19 protein-coding genes are annotated in these 22,464 nt (G+C 63.9%); 15 read left to right on the top strand and 4 right to left on the bottom strand.

The genetic code is table 11. From position 1 onward, the window contains the following. Nucleotides 1–116: 116 nt before the first annotated feature. The 3 genes from V6M52_RS12825 (at nt 117) to gltX (ending at nt 4,200) form a co-directional block, all read left to right on the top strand. Nucleotides 117–1,079: a hypothetical protein gene (locus tag V6M52_RS12825; RefSeq protein ID WP_332701297.1), complete on the top strand. Its 963-nt coding sequence runs from the start codon at nt 117–119 to the stop codon at nt 1,077–1,079. 131 nt (nt 1,080–1,210) lie between these two features. Further along, entirely contained in the window at nt 1,211–2,878 is a 1,668-nt protein-coding gene (locus tag V6M52_RS12820; RefSeq protein ID WP_332701296.1) for an NAD+ synthase, read from the top strand. Continuing rightward, nucleotides 2,875–4,200 (top strand): glutamate--tRNA ligase, encoded by a 1,326-nt coding sequence (gltX, locus tag V6M52_RS12815; protein WP_332701295.1) that lies wholly within the window; start codon nt 2,875–2,877, stop codon nt 4,198–4,200. The genes V6M52_RS12820 and gltX overlap by 4 nt, the downstream gene beginning before the upstream one ends. On the opposite strand, the gene V6M52_RS12810 is transcribed toward gltX, so the two are convergent. Then, a complete protein-coding gene (locus tag V6M52_RS12810; protein WP_332686823.1) occupies nt 4,145–5,296 on the bottom strand; it encodes a DUF2865 domain-containing protein in 1,152 nt (383 codons plus the stop codon). The two genes, gltX and V6M52_RS12810, sit on opposite strands and share 56 nt — an antisense overlap. A gap of 147 nt (nt 5,297–5,443) precedes the next feature. On the opposite strand from V6M52_RS12810, the gene V6M52_RS12805 reads away from it, so the two are divergent. The 12 genes from V6M52_RS12805 (at nt 5,444) to V6M52_RS12750 (ending at nt 16,874) form a co-directional block, all read left to right on the top strand. After that, the gene (locus V6M52_RS12805; RefSeq protein ID WP_332701294.1) at nt 5,444–6,445 is read left to right on the top strand and encodes a fumarylacetoacetate hydrolase family protein; all 1,002 of its coding nucleotides are present in this window, start codon (nt 5,444–5,446) and stop codon (nt 6,443–6,445) included. Between the two features lie 120 nt (nt 6,446–6,565). Further along, nucleotides 6,566–7,015 (top strand): cytochrome c, encoded by a 450-nt coding sequence (locus V6M52_RS12800; protein WP_332686821.1) that lies wholly within the window; start codon nt 6,566–6,568, stop codon nt 7,013–7,015. Between the two features lie 238 nt (nt 7,016–7,253). Next, a complete protein-coding gene (cysS, locus tag V6M52_RS12795) occupies nt 7,254–8,717 on the top strand; it encodes a cysteine--tRNA ligase (RefSeq protein ID WP_332701293.1) in 1,464 nt (487 codons plus the stop codon). An 83-nt stretch (nt 8,718–8,800) separates the two neighbouring features. After that, a complete protein-coding gene (locus V6M52_RS12790; protein ID WP_332701292.1) occupies nt 8,801–9,208 on the top strand; it encodes an endonuclease domain-containing protein in 408 nt (135 codons plus the stop codon). Then, the gene (locus V6M52_RS12785) at nt 9,205–9,681 is read left to right on the top strand and encodes a GFA family protein (protein ID WP_332686818.1); all 477 of its coding nucleotides are present in this window, start codon (nt 9,205–9,207) and stop codon (nt 9,679–9,681) included. Before V6M52_RS12790 ends, V6M52_RS12785 begins: the two co-directional genes overlap by 4 nt. Beyond that, entirely contained in the window at nt 9,682–10,185 is a 504-nt protein-coding gene (locus V6M52_RS12780) for a GFA family protein (RefSeq protein WP_332701291.1), read from the top strand. Further along, nucleotides 10,178–10,687, top strand: coding sequence for a GFA family protein (locus tag V6M52_RS12775; RefSeq protein WP_332701290.1), 510 nt, complete (start codon nt 10,178–10,180; stop codon nt 10,685–10,687). The genes V6M52_RS12780 and V6M52_RS12775 overlap by 8 nt, the downstream gene beginning before the upstream one ends. A gap of 5 nt (nt 10,688–10,692) precedes the next feature. Beyond that, nucleotides 10,693–12,309, top strand: coding sequence for a citramalate synthase (cimA, locus tag V6M52_RS12770; protein WP_332686815.1), 1,617 nt, complete (start codon nt 10,693–10,695; stop codon nt 12,307–12,309). A 176-nt stretch (nt 12,310–12,485) separates the two neighbouring features. After that, nucleotides 12,486–14,009: a LysM peptidoglycan-binding domain-containing protein gene (locus tag V6M52_RS12765; RefSeq protein ID WP_332701289.1), complete on the top strand. Its 1,524-nt coding sequence runs from the start codon at nt 12,486–12,488 to the stop codon at nt 14,007–14,009. A gap of 95 nt (nt 14,010–14,104) precedes the next feature. Then, on the top strand, nt 14,105–14,425 hold the full coding sequence (locus V6M52_RS12760) for an ArsR/SmtB family transcription factor (RefSeq protein WP_332701288.1): 321 nt from the start codon (nt 14,105–14,107) through the stop codon (nt 14,423–14,425). Beyond that, nucleotides 14,425–16,320, top strand: coding sequence for an ABCB family ABC transporter ATP-binding protein/permease (locus V6M52_RS12755; protein WP_332686812.1), 1,896 nt, complete (start codon nt 14,425–14,427; stop codon nt 16,318–16,320). Before V6M52_RS12760 ends, V6M52_RS12755 begins: the two co-directional genes overlap by 1 nt. A gap of 29 nt (nt 16,321–16,349) precedes the next feature. Next, on the top strand, nt 16,350–16,874 hold the full coding sequence (locus V6M52_RS12750) for a GNAT family N-acetyltransferase (protein ID WP_332701287.1): 525 nt from the start codon (nt 16,350–16,352) through the stop codon (nt 16,872–16,874). 71 nt (nt 16,875–16,945) lie between these two features. Here V6M52_RS12750 and V6M52_RS12745 read toward each other — a convergent pair whose 3' ends face one another. The 3 genes from V6M52_RS12745 to V6M52_RS12735 are packed head-to-tail and all read right to left on the bottom strand — an operon-like array spanning nt 16,946 to nt 22,343. Then, nucleotides 16,946–20,299, bottom strand: a complete 3,354-nt coding sequence (locus tag V6M52_RS12745) for an efflux RND transporter permease subunit (RefSeq protein WP_332701286.1) — start codon at nt 20,297–20,299, stop codon at nt 16,946–16,948. A gap of 4 nt (nt 20,300–20,303) precedes the next feature. Next, complete coding sequence (locus V6M52_RS12740; protein WP_332701285.1) at nt 20,304–21,779, bottom strand: efflux RND transporter periplasmic adaptor subunit; 1,476 nt, start codon at nt 21,777–21,779, stop codon at nt 20,304–20,306. A gap of 15 nt (nt 21,780–21,794) precedes the next feature. Next, entirely contained in the window at nt 21,795–22,343 is a 549-nt protein-coding gene (locus tag V6M52_RS12735) for a PadR family transcriptional regulator (RefSeq protein ID WP_332690572.1), read from the bottom strand. Nucleotides 22,344–22,464 lie beyond the last annotated feature (121 nt).

Here is a 22,464-nt window from a genome sequence, read left to right as displayed (position 1 = left end):
GGCGAATAAACCGGCTGGCCGTGGGAAAACGGCTGGACGCGGGGCATTTAGCGGAACCTTAACCCTAACAGAGGATAAATTCTCCGGGACGACACGGCATCACCCCGGAGGATTAGATGAAGCGCACCATACCAGCGGCCGCCGCAATTCTGGCGACCTGCGCTTGCATCCCGGCTCTGGCCGCCGACTATCCCGAACTGCGCCCCGCCTATGACGAGGGCTGGGAAAACACCGACGACGACATCCGCTTCGAATTCGGCACCGCCTACTGGTATTCCTGGGGTGGCCGCGACGCTGGCTTCGCCGGCAGCGCGCCGCTGGGCAATATAGCGGTCACCTCCCGCGACCAGACCCATATCGGCGAACTGCATGGCAAGATCGAAGATCTGTCGACCCAGAGCTACGTCGCCGGCCGCGCCGGCATCGGCCTGCATACCACCGGCACCTACAAGATTACCCCTGCGGGCAGTGGCGCCATCGGCAACTCTTCGCGCATCGGCTATGCCGGCGCCGACTTCGGCTGGCTGCCCGCCGGCAATATGATCGGGGGCTTCGCCTTCGGCGGGCTGGTCGGCTACCAGTACTGGAAGGACGCGCCCGACATCGGTACCGGCCAATATGCAACCGGCTTTGCCGGTGGCGTACCGACGAGCTTTGGCGAGGCGCGCAACGAACTGGACATCCACGCGCTGCGCCTCGGCCTCAAAGGCACCGCCGATTTCGACATGTTCGACCTCCAGGGTGAGGTTGCGGCCGTTCCCTATGCCCACGTCTCCGGCGTCCTCGGCGGCAGCTCGCCCGGCGGCTATAACTTCGGCGGAACCGTCTACAACGAGAATGCCCCGACCACCTTCTCCGGCCGTGGCTATGGCGTCATGGCCGAGGGCATGGTGGGCTTCCACCCCACCGAAAACCTCATTCTGCGTCTCGGCGGCCGGGCCTGGTACCTCGAGAGCAACCTCGATGCCGTCTTCAGCGGCACCTCTGCCGGCGGCGCACAGCCCGCCACGACCATGCCCTCCACCTACGCCTCGCTCTTCCGCTACGGCCTGCGAGCCGAACTGACCGGCCGCTTCTGAAACTCCGGTATGGGGCGAAATGCTGCCCGACACGCCGGACAGCACCTCCCCCCTTGCGGGGGAGGCTGGGAGGGGGGTATGGCAGGGCAAGTATGTACCCGTCCTGCCCACGACCCAGTTAGGCCAATCCCGTGACAGACCGCCTCCGAATTGCGCTTGCCCAGCTCAATCCCAAGGTCGGCGACCTCGTGGGCAATCTGGCTCTGGCCCGCGCCGCGCTTGCCGATGCCGTGGCCGCCAAGGCCGACATCCTGATGCTGTCCGAGCTCTTCCTCACCGGCTATTTCCCCGATGACCTGCTGTGCAAGCCAAAATTCGTCGCCGACGCCATGCAGGCCGCCCGCGATCTGGTGGCGGACACCGCCGGCACCGATGTGGTTCTGGTCCTGCCCACCGTCTGGCGCGAAAAGACCGGGCTGCACAATACCGTGCTGGTTGCCGAGGACGGCAAGATCATCGCCACGCGCTTCAAGCGCGAATTGCCCAATTCCGACATCTTCTACGAGAAGCGCTATTTCATCGCCGGCCCGCCGCCTGAGCCTGTGCTGATCAAGGGCGTGCCCATAGGCATCCCGATCTGCGAAGATATCTGGCACGCCAGTGTCTGCGAACACCTCGCCATGCGCGGCGCAGAGATTATGCTTTGCCCCAATGGCTCGCCCTATTGGACCGATAAGCAGCATGTCCGCAAGGATCTGGTGCGGGCCCGTGTCGCCGAAGACGATGTGCCCATGCTCTATCTCAACCAGGTCGGCGGCCAGGACGAACTGGTCTTCGATGGCGCCTCCTTCGGCATCGAGCCGGGCAACCGGCTGGTGTTCCAGGGCAAGTCCTTCATCACCGATTTCATCATCTCCGACTGGGTCCGCGGCGACAGTGGCTGGACCTGCGCCCAGGGCGAAGTCACCGAGCTGACCACCACCGACGAAGCCCCCTGGCTGGCCTGCGTGCTCGGCCTGCGCGACTACGTGCACAAGAACGGCTTCAAGCAGGTCGTGCTTGGCCTGTCGGGTGGCATTGACAGCGCGGTGGTCGCCGCCATGGCGGTAGATGCCTTCGGCCCCGAAAACGTCCACTGCATCATGCTGCCCTACCGCTACACCTCCGAGGCCAGCCTCAAGGACGCCAAGGATTGCGCCGAGCGGCTCGGCGTTCGCTACGATATCGTCTCGATCGGCAACCCGGTCGACGATGCCCTGATCGAACTGGCCCCCATCTTCGACAATCGCGCCCCCGATCTGGCCGAGGAGAACATCCAGTCCCGCATGCGCGGCGTCGTGCTGATGGCCGTCTCCAACAAGCTCGGTTCCATGCTGCTGACCACCGGCAACAAGTCGGAAATGGGCGTCGGCTACGCCACCATCTATGGCGACATGAACGGCGGCTACAATCCGCTCAAGGACATGTTCAAGATGGAGGTCTATCGCCTCGCCGCCTGGCGCAATGCCCATGTGCCCGGCGACTGCAGAGGTCCGGCCGGCGAAGTCATCCCCCAGGCCATCATCGCCAAGGCCCCCAGCGCCGAACTGCGCCCCAACCAGACCGATCAGGATAGCCTGCCGCCCTATCCGGTACTCGACACCATTCTCGGCGCCCTGGTCGAGGATGAGATGTCGATCGCCGAAATCGTCGCCAACGGCTACGATCAGGCGCTGGTCGAGCGCGTCGAGCGTTTGCTCAATATCGCCGAATACAAGCGCCGCCAGTCCGCCCCCGGTCCCAAACTGACGCCCAAGGCCTTCGGCCTCGGCCGCAAGTACCCGATCACCAATGGCTATAAGGATCGGACCCTCGGATGACCGTTGTTCGCTGGGCGCCGTCCCCCACTGGCCGCATCCATCTCGGCAATGCCCGCCCGGCTTTGCTCAACTGGTTCTATGCCCGCCGCCATGGCGGCCGCTACGTGTTGCGCATGGACGATACCGACCAGGCTCGCTCCACCCGTGAATTCGCCGACGGCATCGAGGTCGATCTCGCCTGGCTCGGCATCACGCCCGACCTGCTGGTTCGCCAGTCCGACCGCACGGCGCTCTATGACGCCGCTCGCGACCGCCTCATTGCCGCCGGCCGGCTCTATCCCTGCTACGAAACCGAAGACGAGCTCGACCGCCGCCGCAAGCGCGCCCGCGCCCTCAACAAGCCGCCAATCTATGACCGCGCGGCGCTGAAACTCACCGCCGAGGACCGCGCCCGGCTCGAAGCCGAAGGCCGCAAGCCGCACTGGCGCTTCCAACTGGACGGCCGTCCGGTCCACTTCGACGATCTCATCAAGGGACCCCAGACCGTCAACACCGCCTCCATGTCCGATCCGGTTCTGGTGCGCGAAGACGGTTCCTACCTCTATACGCTGCCCTCGGTGGTCGATGACATCGATCTGGCCATCACCCACGTGATCCGCGGCGAGGACCACGTCTCCAATACCGGCACCCAGATCGAGATATTCGAGGCTCTGGGTGGCGCGGTCCCCACCTTCGGTCACCATAATCTCCTCACCGACGCCGAAGGGCAGGGCTTCTCCAAGCGCCTTGGTTCGGAGTCCATCGCCGATTTCCGCGCCGCCGGCTATGAGCCGATGGCCGTTGCCATCATGGCCAGCATCACCGGCACCAGCCTGCCCATAGAGACCTATGAGACGCTCGACGAGATCGCCAATCGGCTCGATTTCTCGATGATTTCACACGGCCCGGCCCGCTTCGATCCCGCCGAACTCGACGGTCTCAATGCCCGCCTCTTGCACACCATGCCTTACGAGGCGGCCCAGCCGCGCCTGTCCAGCCTTGGCCTCGAAGGCGAGGCGCTCTGGCTGCTGCTGCGCGACAATCTGCACAAATTTGGTGACATCACCGCGCTGGCCAAGCTGGTGACCGGCCCGGTCGAGTCCATCGTCGCCGACGAAGACCGCGATTTCCTCGCTCTGGCAAAAGCCCTGCTGCCGCCCGAACCCTGGGATCAGACGACCTGGTCGCATTGGACCGACGCGCTCAAATCCGCCACCGGACGCAAGGGCAAGCCACTCTTCCTGCCGCTGCGCCTGGCCTTGACCGGGCGCCACGACGGGCCCGAGCTTAAGTCCCTGCTCCCGCTGGTTGGGCGTAGGGCGTGTCTGGACCGACTACCCTGACAATCCTGTCGCCGAACTGCACCAGCCGCAGTTCGCTCTCCGCCTCGGCCTGAACTGGCCGTGTCACCGGTGTTTCGCCGGGGCCGGCGGGGCGCCGGCGGGGCAGGGGGATATCCACCAGCGTGGCAGTTTCCAGCGGCGCCACAGTCGCGGCCTGCACCGGCGCCTGCCCGCGCGGATCGCGCAACGGTAGCGGGAAACTGACGCCAGCCACTTCGATCATCATGCGCGCCGAGCCATCGCCCCCCGTCGCCACGCTCATCTTGCCATCGAACTGCGGCGCCACCTTGCAGCTGGCGCCGACGCTGGTGTCCAGCTCGTCGCGATAGCGGAACGCCGTCGGCAATGCCGAATAGGGTTCGCCAAACAGGTTCCGCATCTGCTCCGGCTCCTGGCCCGGATTGTCGTACATATAGAGTTCAACGGGCGTCGTCGGACAGCTCGCCTCGCATTGCATGGCATCATTGCTGGCATAGTCGGGCAGGGTGGCGTAGCTGATCGGCCAGAAGTAGCCGTCGCTGAGCCGCACGCAGACTGTGCGCACCGTCTGGTACCCCTGGTAGCCCCAATAGTCGCCGCCATCCACCATCTGCCCGTCGGTGAAGTCGCCCTCCGACGTTGTGCCGAAGATGCGGTCGAAGACCGACTGCCGCTCTCTGGTGAAGGTGGCGCTGGAGCCCTGGTTCGCGCCGCAGCCGAAGCGCGCCATTTCCTGCAGGATCGCTTCGCGCTGGCCGGCGACGGCGTTGGCCGTTTCCACCTGCCGCGATACGTCGGCGGCGACATCACGCAGCCGCAGCACTTCGCGCCCGATCTGCCGGCACTGGTCCGTCAGCGTGCGCCCCGCCTTGGCGTCGTCATTGCATCCGTCGCGGACATAGCGGCTTTCCATGGCCTGCACATCCTGCGCCGCCTGGCGCGCTGCCTGGGAATTGCCGCCCATTTGCCGGAACTCGGCATTGCTGTCGAACTGCCTCAGGGCATTGTCCAGCTGGGCACACTGAGCGGCCTGCGCATAGGCGGTGTTGACGTCCATGATCAGGCAGACCGCCGCCAGCATGATGAGAATGAGCGCGCGTCCGCCGTTCCTGCCCAAGCCTTGTCCTCGAATTCCATTCGCGGCGCGCCGCGCGCCTGCTCGTGACGGCCCTTAAGACAACGCTAGGACCGTTGGCAACACTATAGTGGCGGCGCCGGCCCCGTGGTAGCGCTGCAAGGCCACACAACTTCGAGATTGCGCCCGATGAAACTAGCAACGCTCCGCAATGGCCGACCCGATGGCCAGCTCGTCGTTCTCTCGGCCGACCTCGGCCGCTGCGTGTCCGCCGGCCGCATTGCGCCGACCCTCCAGGCGGCCCTCGACGACTGGGACGCCCACGCGCCGGCCCTTGCGGCACTGGCGGCCCAGCTCGACGCCGGTTCCATTGCCGGCCAGCGCTTCGATGCCGATCTGGCGCTCGCCCCCCTGCCGCGGGCCTATCAGTGGATCGACGGCTCCGGCTATCTCAGCCACCTCGAACGCGTCCGCAGCCTCAAGGGCAGCAAGGATGAAGAGCTGCAGTCGACCCGTCCCTTGCTCTACCAGGGCGGTTCCGATTCGCTGTCCGGTCCCACCGACCCCATCCGCGTGACCGACCCAGATCTCGCCATCGACTTCGAGGCCGAAGTCGCCGTCATCATCGGAGCGGTGCCCATGGGCGCCACGCGCGGACAGGCCGCCGCCGCCATCCGCCTCGTCACCGTCTGCAACGACGTGTCCTTGCGCCGGCTGGTTGTCGATGACCTGCAGAACGGCTTCGGCTTCTTCCACGCCAAGCCCTCCACCGCCTTCGCCCCCATCGTCGCCACGCCCGAAAGCCTGGGCGCGGCCTGGCGCGACAACCGCCTGCATTTGCCGGTGCGCGTCGAGGTCAACGACGTCCTGTTCGGCCAGCCCAATGCGGGCACCGATATGCATTTCGATTTCGCCGACCTGATCGTCGAGGCCACCCGCACCCGCAGCCTTGCCGCCGGCACCATTATCGGTGGCGGAACGGTATCCAACCGGCACGACGAAACCCTGCCCATCAAGCGCGACGGCATCGGCTTTGCCTGCATTGCCGAGGCCCGCACCGTCGAAAAGCTGAAATATGGACGCGCCCGCACGCCCTTCCTCAAGCCCGGTGATGTGGTCCGCATCGGCGCCGTCTCCGCCACGGGCCAGTCGGTGTTTGGCGACATGCTCCAGAAGGTCGCGCTCGCCTAACGCCTTGCAATTGCTGATAACATTCCCGTGTAGGCGTTGGGCGCGTCACGCAGCCATGCCAGACTTTAGTCCAGCGGATGCAGCTATGCTCCGCTTCGATAAATCCTTGAGGGTGCACTCATGTCGATCAATAAGATTTCCGCGATGGCCATTGCTGGCCTGATGACGCTTGGCGTCGTCGCAAGTGTGGCACAGGAGGCCTTCGTTGCCCCCGCCACCGCGGAAGAGGCCCTTGCGGCCCGCAAGGCGCTGATGCGCGAAGATGGTGGTCTGCTGCGTACCGCTGGCAATCTCTCCGGCGCCGAAGCCGCAGCCGCCATGCAGACGCTGCTCGACAACTATACTCACATTCCCGATCTCTTCCCCGAAGGCTCGATCGTCGGCGACAGCGAAGCTTTGCCCGCCATCTGGGAAAACTGGGATGCTTTTGTTGCCATCGTCGAAACCGGCAAGCAGGCCGCAACCGATGGCCTCGCTGCCGCCGAAGCTGGCGACGCCACAGCCTATGCCGCCGCCGTCCAGGCCCTCGGCACCACCTGCGGCGCCTGCCACCAGCAGTTCCGGGGCTAATACGCATCGCCTCCAAAGCGATTGGGCGATCCACCCGGATCGCCCTTTTTTCTTTTCGGCTTGATTTCCCGTCGGGCAGCGGTCAATCTCCGCGCCATGAAGACCCAGACCATTCTGATTAACCGCTGCATTATTACCTGCTAACCACTCGTTGGCGGCGCGGTCTTCTTCATCCTGATTTTTGATACCCGAAGAGCCCGTCAGCCAGCGCAACTCCGCATGGCCAGGATTTTTGACGATGACCTCGGGCACACCGCAGATAACCCTCTACAACACGCTGACGCGCACCAAGGAGCGCTTCGTTCCTTTGGATGCGAACAATGTGCGCATGTATGTCTGCGGCCCCACGGTCTATGACTTCGCCCATATCGGCAATGCCCGCCCGGTCATCGTCTTCGACGTGCTGTTCCGCCTGCTGCGCCACGTCTATGGCGCCGAGCATGTCACCTATGTCCGCAACATCACCGACGTCGACGACAAGATCAACGCCCGCGCCCTGCGCGATTTTCCCGATCTGCCGCTGAACGAAGCCATCCGCCGGGTCACCGAAAAGACCGAGACGCAGTTCCTCTCCGATGCCAGGGCGCTCGGCACGCTGGAGCCCACCGTCCAGCCCCGCGCCACCGACAACATTGCCGAAATGCAGGCGCTCATTGGTAGTCTGCTCCAGCGCGGCCACGCCTATAATGCCGCTGGCGAAGTGCTGTTCGACACCACCTCCATGCCCGATTACGGCCAGCTTTCCGGAAGGAATCTCGAAGACAATCTCGCCGGCGCCCGCATCGCCGTCGATGCACACAAGAAGAACCCGGCCGATTTCGTGCTGTGGAAACAGTCCTCCGACAGCGAACCCGGCTGGGACAGCCCATGGGGCCGCGGCCGCCCCGGCTGGCATATCGAATGCTCGGCCATGTCCGAGCGCTATCTCGGCCAGACCTTCGACATCCACGGCGGCGGCCTCGACCTCATCTTCCCCCACCACGAAAACGAAATCGCCCAATCCCGCTGCGCCCATGGCACCCACGCCATGGCCAATATCTGGATGCACAACGGCTTCCTTCAGGTCGAAGGCCAGAAGATGAGCAAGAGCCTGGGTAATTTCGTCACCATCAACGAGTTGCTGGAGACCGACAAGTTCGGCGGCCGGAAATGGCCGGGAGAAGTCCTTCGGCTGGCAATGCTGATGACGCACTACCGCGAGCCGATCGATTTTTCGGTGAGGCGGTTGGAGGAGGCCGAGAGCATCCTGCAGCGGCTTCGGCGAGCGCGAAACTCTGCAATGAATAGCCGGGGTGGTGAAATCCTGGGCGATGCCAGCGTTGAGCAACACGTCCCAAATACACTGGACATCGGGTATGAGGGTATCGTGAGATTTTTGGCGGATGACCTAAATACCCCTGCCGCAATTCAGACGATGCAGTCCCTGGCTAGGGCTGCGAGCAATGGCGTGGTCGCGGCGGGTGCTTCCTTGATAAATGCAGCCTTGCTGCTTGGAATCCGCCTTGATCCTCCGACGCAGCAACCGGCCGGTGAGGACGTGGCGGTCGATATGTCCATTGCCGCCCGTCTCGCCGCCCTCAACGCCAAGGACTTCGCCAAAGCCGACGCCATCCGCAACCAACTCGCCGAACAGGGCATCGCCCTGATGGACTACAAGGACGAGGCCGGCCAGCGCCAGACGAGGTGGGAGGTCAAGCGGTGACACCGCAAACCCCCTCATCCGGTCCTTCGGACCACCTTCTCCCGCACGGGGAGAAGGGGAGCTCCGAGTGCGGGTCCGGCACCATGCCCCCCTCTCCCCTCGCGGGAGAGGGTGCCCGAAGGGCGGGTGAGGGGGGCGATGCCGCCAAGCACGAAAGGCTGAAGACCTTCGCCCGGAGCATGCGCCACGCCCCCACAGAGGCGGAACGACAGCTCTGGCTGTTGTTACGAAACCGCCGTTTGGTTGATTTTAAGTTTCGGCGGCAGGTGCCCATCGATCACTTCATTGCAGACTTTGTCTGCTTTAGTGCGCGCCTCATCGTCGAACTCGACGGCGGCCAGCACGCCGAATCCACCTACGACACCGCTCGCGATGCCTACCTCCGCGCCCAGGGCTTCCGCATCCTCCGCATCTGGAACTCCGACATCCTTGCCCGCCCGGACGCCGTGCTCGATGCCGTCTGGGCCGCCCTACACGAGGCTCAATCATGACTGACAAGCCCGAAGCCCATACCGGTGGCTGCCAGTGCGGCGCGGTGCGCTTCCGCGTCACCCGGCTTGGCCGCCCGTCCATCTGCCACTGCCGCATGTGCCAGAAGGCCTTTGGCGGTTTCTTCGGCCCGCTCGTCACCGCCCACAATGCCACCTGGACCCGCGGCGAGCCCAAATGGTTCCAGAGCTCCAACGCCGCCCGCCGCGCCTTCTGCGGCGATTGCGGCACGCCCCTGGCCTATGAAACCCGCTACGGGCTGGAACTGGCCATCGGCGCCTTCGACGATCCCACAGTGGCCGCCCCGGTCATCCAGGTCAATCTCACCGACAAGCTGCCCTTCTTCGACGGCCTCACCGCGCTGCCGGCCCGTACCGAATCCAGCGACGAATGGCGCGATTTCCTCGCCGGCATCCACTCCAACCAGCATCCCGATCATGACACCGAAGATTGGCCACCCAGGGAGGATCGATAGATGAAGCGCTACGCCCAGGAGGTCAGTGGCGGCTGCCAATGCGGCGCCGTGCGCTACCACGCCACCGAAATGCTGGACAATTCCCACATCTGTCACTGCCGCATGTGCCAGAAGGCGGCGGGCAACATCTTCATTGCCCTTGTCGCTGCCCCACGGGAGGCGATTGCGTGGACCCGCGGGCAACCGGCCCGATTTCGCAGTTCCGAGCATGTCGATCGCGGCTTCTGCGCGAACTGCGGTACCCCGCTTTTCTATGAGAACGTGAAAGGCGGGCACCTCAATTTCACCACCGGTTCTCTGGACCACCCCGAGCTTTTCCCGCCGCATGTGCATTGCGGTATCGAGGGGCGCGTCTCCTGGTTCGCGGCCTTGCCGACCATGGAATGGCTTGGCACCACCGAGGCTGAAATGAGCGCAGAGGCGCCGGACATACGCGCCACCAATCGGCAGCACCCCGATCACGACACCAATGATTGGCCTCCCCGGAGCAGCGATCATGAGTGAGACCTGGTCCGGCGGCTGCCAATGCGGCGCCGTGCGCTATCGCTTTACCCAGAAGCCCAGCGGCTCCCATATCTGCCATTGCCGCATGTGCCAGAAGGCCTTCGGCGGCTTCTATGCGCCGCTCGTCGGCGGCCCGCGCGACAGCTTTACCGTCACGCGCGGCGATATCTCCATCTTCCTTTCGTCCGATCAGGCCGAGCGCGGTTTCTGTGCCAGGTGCGGCACGCCGCTGACCTTCGCCTATATGGAGGGCAACTGGATGAGCGTCTCCATCGGGTCGCTCGATGACCCCGAGGCCTTTCCGCCCATCGACCAGCACGGCGTCGAAAGCCGCCTGAGCTGGGCCAACGGTCTCGGCCATCTGCCCGATCGGCAAAGCACCGACGCCGAGGCGCCCGAGACTGCCGCCTTCATCAAATCCACCAATCACCAGCATCCCGACCACGATACCGAACGCTGGCCCCAAGCGGTTGGCCCGGGCCAGAGCCAGAAAACGAAGTAACGCCCATGTCCAAAGACCGCCTCTACATCTTCGACACCACGCTGCGCGACGGCGCGCAGACCGCCGGCATCGAGTTCTCGCTCGAGGACAAGATCTCGATTTGCGGCCTGCTCGAAGAGCTGGGCGTCGACTATGTCGAGGGCGGCTATCCCGGCGCCAACCCGGTCGACACCGAATTCTTCGAGCAGCGCCGCACCAGGAAAGCCAAGTTCACCGCCTTCGGAATGACCAAGCGGGCAGGGCGCTCCGCCGCCAACGATCCGGGCGTCCAGGCCCTGCTCAACTCACAGGCCGATGCCACCTGTTTCGTCGCCAAGAGCTGGGATCATCAGGTGACGGTGGCACTTGAAATTTCGCTTGAAGAAAACCTGGCAAACCTGCGCGACAGCGTTGCTGCTTCGGTTGCTGCCGGCAAGGAAGCCCTGGTCGACTGCGAGCATTTCTTCGATGGCTTCAAGGCCAATCCGGATTATGCCCTCGCCTGCGTGAAGGCCGCCCTCGATGCGGGCGCCCGCTGGGTCGTGCTCTGCGACACCAATGGCGGCACCATGCCGAGCGAAGTGCGCGACATCGTCGGCAAGGTCATGGCTATTGCCCCTGGCGACCGCCTCGGCATCCATGCCCATGACGACACCGGCCAGGCCGTGGCCAATACGCTGGCCGCCGTGGAAGTCGGCGTGCGCCAGATCCAGGGCACGCTCAATGGCCTGGGCGAACGCTGCGGCAATGCCAATCTGGTGACGCTGATCCCCACCCTGGTGCTCAAGCCGCTCTATGCCGACCATTTCGAAACCGGTATCGACGCGACCCACCTCGAACGCCTCACCCAGATTTCGCGCGCCTTCGATGACCGTCTCAATCGCGCCCCGACCCGGCAGGCGCCCTATGTCGGCGCCTCAGCCTTCGCCACCAAGGCCGGCATTCATGCCTCGGCTCTGCTCAAGGACTTTTCCACCTATGAGCATGTGCCGCCCGAAAGCGTCGGCAATGAGCGAGCCATCATGGTCAGCCAGCAGGCCGGCAAGTCCAACCTGCTGACCGCGCTGGCACGCCACGGCATCCACCTGGCCAAGGATGACCGTCGCCTCGAGCGCCTGCTGGCCACCGTCAAGGAGCGCGAATCGCGCGGCTATTCCTATGACGGCGCCGATGCGTCCTTCGCCTTGCTGGCCCACGAAGTGCTCGGCACCATGCCCAGCTACTTCACCGTCGAGAACTATCGCGCCAGCGTCGAGCGCCGCCACAACGCCCGGGGCGAAGAAATCAGCGTCACCGAAGCAGTGGTCAAGCTGCGCGTCGAAGGCGAGTTGTTGATGTCGGTTGCCGAGGGCAATGGCCCCATAAACGCCCTCGATCTGGCGCTGCGCAAGGATCTCGGCAAATATTCGAGTCGCATCGAGGATCTCGAACTGGTCGACTTCAAGGTGCGTATCCTGGACGGCGGCACGGGCGCGGTCACCCGTGTATTGGTCGAAAGCCGCGATGGCAGCGGCGAACGCTGGTATACGATCGGTGTTTCCCCCAACATCATTGATGCGTCCTTTGAAGCTCTGTATGAATCGATAACCTACAAGCTGTTGAAGACTGAAACGGCGCGGGGGACGACAGACAAAGTGGCTTAACCTGGCAGCCCGATTACGGGTCAATTGCCACAACGGTCCTGGAGGACAAACTGGCCGAAACCGCTCCGAAAAAACCTCTTGCGCTCACTCTCGGGGCAGCGGCGGTTACTCTTGTCGTCATCATAGGTATCCTGGCGGGACCATCCGTCGTCTCCTGTTTCAATTCCAGCGACGGCATGGGGCTGTGCCTGCGCGGCAAGATGGCCGATGCCGGCATTCTGCCGCAGCAGGCACCTGCCGCATCCGCCGATGCCCCGGCCGTCGCCACGACCGAACCCGCAATCGCGGTTGGCGAGCCGGCGCTCGATGTCACCCCGCCCGAAGACCTGATTGCCGCGACCTTCGGCCTCTTGCGCGCCGAGCCGGATGGCTCGATCGTCATCGCCGGCAGCGGCACGCCGGGAAGCCAGGTCGAGATCTATTCCAACGGCGTCCTGCTGGGCACGGCAACGGTCGAATCGAGTGGCGATTGGGTATTCGTCCCCGACGCACCGATTGCGCCCGGCGGCACGGAGATCACCCTGGCCGAAGCCGGCAAGCCTGGCCGCGCCGCCCAGTCCTTCGTCGTCGTCATCAATGATGACAAATTCAGCGAACCGCTGGTTGTTGCCAGCACGCCCGGCGCCGCCAGCGAAGTGCTGCAGGGCCTGGATCGTCCAGGCTCCGAGAGCCCGACCCAGATCGCGGCTGTCGATCCCGTTGCGCCAGCATCCGCACCGGCTGCTCCTGCTCCAGCCACCGCACCCGCGACCCAGCCGGCCGAATCGCCGCAAGCCGCCGCGCCGCCGCCGGTTGAGCCTGCCGCAGCACCGGAGCCTGCGACTGCGCCAGAGTCCGCGCCGCCGGCCACCGCCGAGCCCGCTGTTCCGGCTCCATCTGAGCCTGCCGCAGTTGCTGCGCCAGCAGTTGAGCCGGCGCCCACAGCTACCCCCGCCGCCGCCTCCCCGGCTCCGGCCGCCGATGCACCGGCCACCGCCGTCGCTGCAGCCGATCCAGCTCCCGTTACGCCGCCCGCACCCGCAATTACATTCGACGGCATCCCGCCCACCATCGACGCCATCGAAATCGAAGATGGCCGCACCTTCTTTGCCGGTGCGGGCCCCGACGGCGCCACCATGCGCCTCTATGTCGACGATAGCTTCATCGCCGATGCGCTCGTCTCCGCCGGCCGCTGGCTGGTCGAGGCCGGTAATGTGCTGACCAAGCCCGAGCAACGCGTCCGCATCGATATGCTCCAGCCCGACAGTGCCGAAGTCGCGGCCCGCGCCGAGGTGGATTTCGTGGTGGATGTCCCTGTGATCGATGCGCCACCCATCGCAGTCGCTGAAGCACCCGCCGCCGCCGTTCCGGCAACTGAACCGGTTCCAGCGCCTCAGGCTACCGAGCCAGCACCAGCCACTGCTGCTACAACTGAACCAGCAGCTGTTGAACCAGCTCCCGCTGAGATTGCCGCTGCCACGCCAGCGCCAGTCGCCACACCAGCCGTTCCCACCTTGATAGGCGTCTCGATCGGCGGTCCCGACGCCGAGCGCTTTGCCGCCGGCAAGGCCATCATCCGCCGCGGCGACAATCTCTGGACCATCGCCCGGCGTGTCTATGGCGAGGGCATCAAATACACCACGATCTACCAGGCCAATACCGGCCAGATCCGTGATCCGGACCGCATTTACCCCGGTCAGGTGTTCGAACTGCCCAACTAAATGCGTACAAAGTGGCCCGCCCTTCGGCGGGCCATTGATTATTTGTGTGCCAGCCCCCATTTTATCGTCAAATGACGATTAACTCTGGCAAGACCATGCACGACGACGATATTGCCACCATCATGCGAGCGATGGGCCATCCGGTGCGGCTCAATATCCTGCGCATCCTGGCAAAGCAGGAGCGCGGCGAGTGCTGCTGCGCCGACGTGACCGACGAACTGACCCTCGCCCAATCCACCGTCTCCCAGCACATCAAGGTGCTGCTGGATGCGGGCCTCATCGAGCGCAAGCCTCGCGGCACGCGCAATTGCTACATCGTCCAGCATGACCGGCTGGCGGCGCTTGGCGCAGCCTATTCCGGCATGATCGCGGGCTTTAGTCCCGCTCCATCCAAACTGGAAGCGGAACCCGCCTGATGTCGTCTGACAGCGCTGGAAGCAAGCCATCCGTTAGCGCGGACGAAGGATCCTTGCTCTCTACGATGAAGAATCTCTGGTCCTATATGTGGCCGGCAGATCGTCCCGACTTGCGCATGCGCGTGATGCTGGCCATAGGCGCCCTGCTGCTCAGCAAGGTTGCCACCACGCTCATCCCCTTCGCCTATAAGGGCATTATCGACGGCCTTGATGGCTCGGCGCCCAATGGCGCGGTGATCCTTGGCCTCGCCGTGCCCATCGTGCTTGTCATCGCCTATACGCTGGGCAATGTCATCGATGCCGGTTTCCAGCAGCTGCGCGACGTGCTGTTCGCCAGCGTCGGCCAGCACGCCGTGCGCAAGCTGGCGCTCCAGACTTTCCATCATCTGCATCGCCTTTCCCTGCGCTTCCACCTGGCGCGCCGCACCGGCGGGCTCAGCCGCGTCATCGAGCGCGGCACCAAGGGCATCGAAACGGTGGTCCGCTTTGCGATGCTCAACATCGCCCCCACCATTGTCGAATTCATCGTCACCGCCATCATCTTCGTCTGGCTGTTTGGCGTCAGCTATCTCGGCGTGCTGGTGGTGATGATCTGGGCCTACCTCTATTTCACCATCAAGGCATCGAACTGGCGCATCGGCATTCGCCGCGCCATGAACGATTCAGATACCGATGCCAACGGCAAGGCCATCGACAGCCTGCTCAACTACGAGACGGTGAAATACTTCGCCAACGAGAAGATGGAGGCCGCCCGCTACGACGTCTCCATGGCCGGCTATGAACGCTCGGCCATCCGCATCTGGACCTCGCTTGGCTTCCTCAATTTCGGCCAGGCGGTCATTTTCTATACCGGCTTCCTGATCATCGCCGTCATGTCCATCGTCGGGGTCATGAATGGCACGCTGACTTTGGGTGACTTCGTCCTGCTCAACACCTTCCTGATGCAGATCTATCGGCCACTCAACTTCATCGGCTTCGTCTATCGTGAACTGCGCCAGGGCCTCACCGATATCGAGGCAATGTTCAAGCTGCTGGACCAAGCCCCCGAGGTCGAGGACACGCCCGGCGCCAAGCCGCTCACCATCACCGGTCCGGTCATCCGCTTCGACAACGTCACCTTCCACTACGATCCCGATCGCCCCATCCTCAAGGGCGTGAGCTTCGAAGTTCCCGCCGGCAAAACCGTCGCGATCGTCGGCCCGACAGGCGCCGGAAAATCCACCATCTCCCGGCTGCTCTACCGCTTCTATGATGTGACTGGCGGCTCGATCACCATCGACGGCCAGGATCTGCGCGATGTCACGCAGGAGAGCCTCCGATCGGCCATCGGCATGGTCCCCCAGGATACCGTGCTGTTCAACGACACCATCGGCTACAACATCGAATATGGCCGCCCCGGCGCCACCGTCGAGGAAGTCCGTGCCGCGGCCGCCATGGCTCAGGTCGGCCCCTTCATCGAAACGCTGCCCAAGGCCTATAAGACAGCGGTCGGCGAGCGCGGCCTGAAGCTCTCGGGCGGCGAGAAGCAGCGTGTCGCCATCGCCCGCACCATCCTCAAGGCGCCATCCATCCTCATCCTCGACGAGGCGACCTCGGCCCTCGATACCAAGACCGAACGTGATATTCAGTCCGCTCTCGACGTCGTGTCGAAAAACCGCACCACCGTCGTCATCGCCCACCGCCTCTCCACCGTGGTCAATGCCGATGAAATCCTGGTGCTGCGCGATGGCGCCATTGCCGAGCGCGGCAATCACGCTGCCCTGTTGCAGCAGGACGGCCTCTACGCCCAGATGTGGAACCGCCAGCGCGAGGCCACCGAGGCCGAGGAACAGCTCCTGCGCACCGCCAACGATCCCGAAGGCTTCGTCAAGCGCGGCGTTCCGGCAGGGGAATAGCAGACGGCCCATCGCGAAACCGAGCAGGAATGCTCCATCTCGCGATAAGCGCGAACTGGCTCTATCCTGTCCGCATGACCCAGTCCGAGATTCGTCTTGTCGCCGCCACGCTCGAACAGAAGCCGGTCGTCGCCAACCTGGTCCAGCTTTACCTCTACGACATGACCGAGAGCATGCCGTTCCCCGTCGGCGCTGATGGCCGCTTCGAGTATGGCTTTCTCGACCGCTTCTGGTGCTTTCCCTACCTGATCTACGCAGGCGACGAGATCGCCGGCTTCGCTCTCGTCATCGATGAGTGTCCACTAACCGGTCGCCAGCCATGCTTCTTCATGGCCGAGTTCTTCATCCTCAAACCCTATCGGCGGCGCGGGGCAGGGCAGGCCGCGGTCGCCGCAGCGCTTCGCGCCCATCCCGGCGACTGGCACATCGCCGTGCCTCTGGCCAATGCGGCGGCAATGGCCTTCTGGTCTGCTGCGCTGTCCCGACACGAGCCACGTCGGAGCGCCATCAATTTCGATGGCGATGATTGGCTGCTCAACGCTTTCGTCGCCTGAAACCACCGACTGCACGACCGCGGCAACAACAAAGGCCCGCATCGCTGCGGGCCTTTGTTGTTCGTTGTCGCCTATTCGGCGGCTTCGGGTCGGCTGACCACGGTCACGCCGTTCTTTTCCTTTTCCACCAGCCCCGCATCGGGGCTGACGATGTAGCGCTTGCTGCCGTCTGCATCGGCGGGGATTTCCACGGCCATGCCGTCGAACCCGGCGGGAACTGCCGCCGCCGTCCGGCCGCGACCAGTGACCGATTGCCCAAGGCGGGCGAACTGGTGGCCGAGCCACTTGATCTGCCCCCACAGCACGGTCGGGGCCACCACCATGACCGGCACCATGACCAGCGTCAGCGCAGTAGAGACGAACAGGCCGGACACCAGGGCGGCGCTGAGGTGGATGAACCACGAGCCCGCGATGCCACCCACCACGATCTCGCGGCGAATGAAGTCGAATTCGACGTTCATCGCCATCGGGATCACGCCCAGCGACGTCACCGTGGCGGTCAGCAGCACCGGGCGAACGCGCTGGCTGATGGTCAGCAGCATGGCCTTGATCGGCTCGACATGTTCGTCGCGGTTATAGTGGTTATAGGTGTCGATCAGCACGATGCCGTTCTTCACCACGATACCAGCGAGCGCCACGATGCCCAGGCCCGTCATGATGGCCGAGAAGCTCATCCCCGTGACCACCATGCCCAACAGCACGCCACCGAGCGACATGATCACCGTCGTGAGGGTGACCAGCACCTGGTAGAAGCTGTTATACTCCAGCAGCAGGATCAGGAAGATCAGGAACATGGCCGCGCCAAACGCCGACACGATGAAAGCATTGGTGTCGTCCACCTGCTCTGCCGCGCCGCCATAGACGATTTCGATCGACGACGGCCACTCCTGGGTCGCCTGCCATGCCTTGATCTCTTCGATCTTGCTTTCGGCGGCGATCTGCTCGCCCGCCGCGGTAGTCGGGTTGAGGTTGGCCGCCACGCTCATCGCATAGACGCCGTTGCGTCGCGTGATGTTGGCGACCTTGGGCACGGCCGTGCGCTCGATGAAGTTGCTCACCGGCACCAGGCCCTGCGCTGTCACGATCCGAAGCGAATCCAGCGCGTCAAACGTGCGCTCGCCTTCGGGCAGGCGAACCCGGATGTCGAGTTCGTCGCTACCATCGTCCGGACGATAGCTGCCCAGTTTCACGCCCGAAGTCACCAGCTGGACATAGGGGCTGAGCTCGCGCACACCGATACCGTATTTGGCAGCCGCTTCCCGGTCGATCGTCACCTGCCAGTCGATGCCGGGGGCAGGGCGGCCGTCTTCGATGTCGATCGTGTCGCCAAGATCGTTCTCGATGAAGTCGCGCAGCTTGGCCACGGCCGGGGTGACGTCGTCATAGACCGTGCCTTCGACGCGCAGATTGATGGCCTTGCCGGCCGGCGGGCCGTTTTCCTGCGCGGCGATCTGCACGTCGAGGCCCGAAATGTCGGCGACGCGGTTGCGGATATTCTGGAAGATCTCCGCTGCCTTGACGCGCTCATTGTAAGGCAGGAGTTGCAGGTTGAACGAGCCGATCGTATCGGGCGGACCACCGGCGCTCAGCCCGTCGCCACCACCGCCGAAGCTCATGATGACGTCCTGGATGCCCTGGACCTGCAGGATCTCGGTCTCGACCTCAACCAGCATGTCGCGGATTTCGGCGGGCGAGTAATTGCCGCGCGTGATCACGTTGACCGTGCCGAACTCGGGCTCTGATGCCGGGAAGGCTTCCGTGGTCGGGTTGCTGCCCATGTAGAGCACGAACATACCCACCACCAGCGCGAAGCCCACGCCCAGTGTCGGTATCGGCTGGTGCATCAGGTGCTGCATGGTGCGCACATAGACGCCGGTGATGCCGCCGACCTTCTCGGGGTCGAACTTGTCGGCATACATCACCACGTCCGCGGCTTCCTTGGCTTTCGGGTCCACATGGGTCGAAGCGATGAAAGCGCCGATAATGGGCATGAAGATGAGCGCCGAAACCAGCGAGGCGCACATCACCACGATCACGATGATCGGCAGATAGCTCATGAACTTGCCGATGATGCCCGGCCAGAACAGCAGGGGCACGAACGCACCCAGCGTCGTGAAGGTGGCCGCAACCACCGGCACGAACATCTTGCGGGCCGCCAGGATGAACGCTTCCTTCTTGGAAACGCCCTCTTGCAGCTTTCGTTCGGCATATTCGACCACCACGATGGGGTCGTCCACCAGCACGCCCACCGCCAGCACCAGGCCGAACATGATCATCATGTTGATGGTCATGCCGAGCATCTGCACGACGAGGAAGGCGATCATGAACGAGATCGGGATCGACATGCCGATCATGATGGCAGGGCGCACGCCGAGCGTGGCCACGCAGGTGATCATCACCAGGGCCACGGCAGTCAGCACTGCGGCCTCGAGCGACCGGAACAGGCCCTTGGTCGTGTCCGCCTGGTCGATCAGGAAGCTGGTCTCGATGCCCTGCGGCCAGTTGGCCGTGAACTTCTCGGTGACGCGGCGCACGTCATCGGAGATGGTGATGACATTGGTGCCCAGCTTTTTGACCACGCCCAGCGTGATCGCCGGCTGGCCATTCACATGCGCATATTGGGTCGCGTCCTCAAAGGTGCGGGTAATCGTGGCGACGTCGCCAAAGGTCACCACCGTGTCGCCGACGGACTTGAGCGGCAACGAATAGACGTCGGCGGCATTCTTGATCAGGCCCGGGACCTCCACGTTGAACGAGCCCTGGCCGGTATCGAGCGTACCGCCCGGCACCACCATGTTGTTCTTGCTCAGCGCGTCCAGCAGCTGTGCGGCGGTCAGGTCATAGGCTTCGAGGCGGTTGAGGTCGATGGTGACCTCGAGCACTTCGTCGCGCGACCCGGACAGTGTCACGCTCTGCACGTCGCCCATGCCTTCGAGCTCTTCCTGCAGGTCCTTGGCCCGCTTGACCAGCTCGCGCTCGGGCACCGAGCCATAGACCGCCACGGACAGCGTCGGCATGTCCGAGAACGAAATCTCGGTAACCGTCGGCTCGGTGGCGTCGTCGGGCAGCTCGGAAGCAATGCCGTCCAGTTCCGCGCGGATATCAGAAAGCGCGAGGTCCTTGTCGGCATTGACGTTGAATTCAAGGAACACCGAGGCGTGGCCGGTGGTCGCGGTGGAGGAATAGTTCTCCAGCCCGTCGATTTCCTTGATCCGGTCTTCGATCGGCTTGGCCAGCAACTGCTCGGCATCGCGCGGCGCTACACCGGTCTGGCTGACCGAGATGTAGAAATAGGGGATGTCGATCGCCGGGAAGCTTTCCTTGGGCAGCGCGACATAGGCCGCAAGACCCGCTCCCAGCAGCAATACCATGACCGTCAGAACAACTCGCGGCATCCGCAGGATGCGTTCGATAAAGTCCAGCATGATGTCAGCTCGCTGTTACATTGGTGGCTTCGACGGCCTGGCCGTCCGTGACATACTCCTGGCCGACGGTAATGACGTCGACCGATACTGGCAGGCCGAGCACCCACACGCCATTGCGCGTGTCGCTGGCAATCTGGATGGGCAGGAACTTGACCGATCCATCGACAACCGTGCTGACCCCGAGCACGCCGTCGTCATTGAGCGTCAGCACCGACTGCGGCAGCAGATGCGCCGGCGCGGAGCCCATGTTGACGGTGGCCGTTGCCGTAATGCCGTCGCGAATGGCGCCATTGGCATTGGGGATCTCGATTTCCACCGGGAACGAGCGGGTCGCCGTATCGGCCGTAGCCGAGATATAGGTCACCTTGCCGGCAACGCTCTGGCCGGTCACGGTGCTGATGGTGGCATCCAGGCCCAGTCTGGCGAGGCTGACGCGGGCTTCCGGCACCTGGCCGATGAAGACCATGGGGTCGAGCTGGACGATGGTGGCGCAGGGCTGGCCCTGGGGCAGCATCGAGCCGGCCACGGCGATCGGATCCTGCACCACGCCGGCCACCTTGGCCTTGATTTCAGTGCGATCGAGTTCGGCCTGGGCGTTGTCGAGACCAGCCCGGGCGGAGCTGATCGCCGCCTTGGCGCTGGTCAAGGCAACTTCAAGGCTGCGCTCGGTATTGGGGGCCGCCAGGCCCTTTGCGCGCAGTTCGGCATTGGTGTCGAAATCGGCCTGCGCCTCCACCAGGCCAGCATTGGCCTGTTCCAGCCCGGCCTGGGCCTGTGCCACCGCAGCGGCGCGGGTGCCTTGGTCGAGTGTGCAGAGCAGATCGCCCACGGCCACATTCTGGCCCTTGGTAACGTGCACCGTATCGACGATGCCGGCCGTTTCCGCCACGGCACCAACCGAGGCCTTGGCCTGGGTGCGCCCGCGCAGCGGCACTTCGATGGCCATGGCCTGAGCCACGAAGGTCGAGGTGCGCACCGACTGCACCGATATGCTCGCGCCCGTCTCGGCGGCATTGCGCTCAGCAATCGTCATCGTCGAATTGAGTTCGCGTTCAATACCGGCTGCCTCCGCCGTCGCAGCGTCGGCTTCCTTCTTCACCGCTTCTGCCGCCGCCGCAGCTTCGTCGGATTTCTTCTTGGCCTCTTCGGCCGCCACGCGCTTTGCCTCGAGTTCTTCGGCAAGCTCTGCTTTCATGGCTTCGGTATTCGCAGCGTTCAGAAGCCGCTGAGCTTCCGCGGCTTCCGCCGCAAGCCTGTCGGCCTCGGCCTTTGCCGCAGTGGCAGCCACGGTGCTGGTCTCAGCCTGGGCCGCCAGAGATTCGTCGCTCGTGTGGGCGCCCTCACCGGAGACAACCCCGATGATCTCCCGCTCCCCCTGGCCCGGCCCATTGCCGCCAATGACCAGGTGTCCGGTGAGAAACCATGCCCCCGCCACGACCAGGATCAGTAACGCAACGCCGTAGGAATACAGTGCACGCATCGAGAATTCGCCCCTTTACTCAGCCGCGTCTTTCTTAGGCTCGGCTCGCGCTAATGTGATCAGTTCGTGCATATGGGAGCGCAGGTGTTGTTCTGCAACCTCCATAATTGCACGTCCGTAATTGATGACCCATGTATCCGCTGCGTTGCAGCCGCGTTCTCCAAAGGTCTCATCCAGCTTGCGGCGGTCCTCTACGGTCCTCTGCAAGAATTCGTTGACCCGCATTTCCACCAGGTCGCGCGGCAGGATATGCGCGAAACGGGCGAATAGCAGGAATGGGCTGCGGAACACGTCCTCGCCTAAAGGCGCGCCGAGTTCCTCGGCAAAGGCGGCGCGGCCCGCCTCGGTAATGGAGTAGACTTTCTTGGCCGGCTTGCCCGTCTGTTGCTCGGTTCGGCTGGTGACGAGCTTTTCGTCTTCCAGCTTGGCAAGCGCAGGGTAGATCGAACCGAAACTCGCTTCGACGAAGTACGAGCATTCGCCTTCGACGCAAAGCCGCCGGATCTCATATCCGGTTGCTTCCTCCTCATAGAGGATCGATAAGCAAAGAGTTCTGACGTTCATGCGCGGGATCCGTCGACCTATGTCGGTCCGATATATGCCGGTTGTCTATATCCTCGGCGTAAATCGCGCAAGTTGAGAGAACTACCAGATCAGGCAGAGCAGTTACGATCAGGTTGCATGG

This window comes from Devosia sp. (assembly GCF_036676215.1).
In the GTDB taxonomy this organism is placed as follows: Bacteria; Pseudomonadota; Alphaproteobacteria; order Rhizobiales; family Devosiaceae; genus Devosia.
This window is presented reverse-complemented; position numbering and strand designations above follow the sequence as displayed.

Bases quoted from the DNA above. Each gene is read 5' to 3' on its own strand.
- V6M52_RS12825 (WP_332701297.1), top strand. From the start codon at position 117: ATGAAGCGCACCATACCAGCGGCCGCCGCAATTCTGGCGACCTGCGCT.
- V6M52_RS12740 (WP_332701285.1), bottom strand. From the start codon at position 21,779: ATGCGTGCACTGTATTCCTACGGCGTTGCGTTACTGATCCTGGTCGTG.
- V6M52_RS12755 (WP_332686812.1), top strand. From the start codon at position 14,425: ATGTCGTCTGACAGCGCTGGAAGCAAGCCATCCGTTAGCGCGGACGAA.
- cimA (WP_332686815.1), top strand. From the start codon at position 10,693: ATGTCCAAAGACCGCCTCTACATCTTCGACACCACGCTGCGCGACGGC.
- V6M52_RS12775 (WP_332701290.1), top strand. From the start codon at position 10,178: ATGAGTGAGACCTGGTCCGGCGGCTGCCAATGCGGCGCCGTGCGCTAT.
- V6M52_RS12780 (WP_332701291.1), top strand. From the start codon at position 9,682: ATGAAGCGCTACGCCCAGGAGGTCAGTGGCGGCTGCCAATGCGGCGCC.
- V6M52_RS12735 (WP_332690572.1), bottom strand. From the start codon at position 22,343: ATGAACGTCAGAACTCTTTGCTTATCGATCCTCTATGAGGAGGAAGCA.
- gltX (WP_332701295.1), top strand. From the start codon at position 2,875: ATGACCGTTGTTCGCTGGGCGCCGTCCCCCACTGGCCGCATCCATCTC.
- V6M52_RS12800 (WP_332686821.1), top strand. From the start codon at position 6,566: ATGTCGATCAATAAGATTTCCGCGATGGCCATTGCTGGCCTGATGACG.
- V6M52_RS12750 (WP_332701287.1), top strand. From the start codon at position 16,350: ATGCTCCATCTCGCGATAAGCGCGAACTGGCTCTATCCTGTCCGCATG.
- V6M52_RS12785 (WP_332686818.1), top strand. From the start codon at position 9,205: ATGACTGACAAGCCCGAAGCCCATACCGGTGGCTGCCAGTGCGGCGCG.
- V6M52_RS12745 (WP_332701286.1), bottom strand. From the start codon at position 20,299: ATGCTGGACTTTATCGAACGCATCCTGCGGATGCCGCGAGTTGTTCTG.
- V6M52_RS12805 (WP_332701294.1), top strand. From the start codon at position 5,444: ATGAAACTAGCAACGCTCCGCAATGGCCGACCCGATGGCCAGCTCGTC.
- V6M52_RS12760 (WP_332701288.1), top strand. From the start codon at position 14,105: ATGCACGACGACGATATTGCCACCATCATGCGAGCGATGGGCCATCCG.
- cysS (WP_332701293.1), top strand. From the start codon at position 7,254: ATGACCTCGGGCACACCGCAGATAACCCTCTACAACACGCTGACGCGC.
- V6M52_RS12790 (WP_332701292.1), top strand. From the start codon at position 8,801: ATGCCCCCCTCTCCCCTCGCGGGAGAGGGTGCCCGAAGGGCGGGTGAG.
- V6M52_RS12765 (WP_332701289.1), top strand. From the start codon at position 12,486: ATGGGGCTGTGCCTGCGCGGCAAGATGGCCGATGCCGGCATTCTGCCG.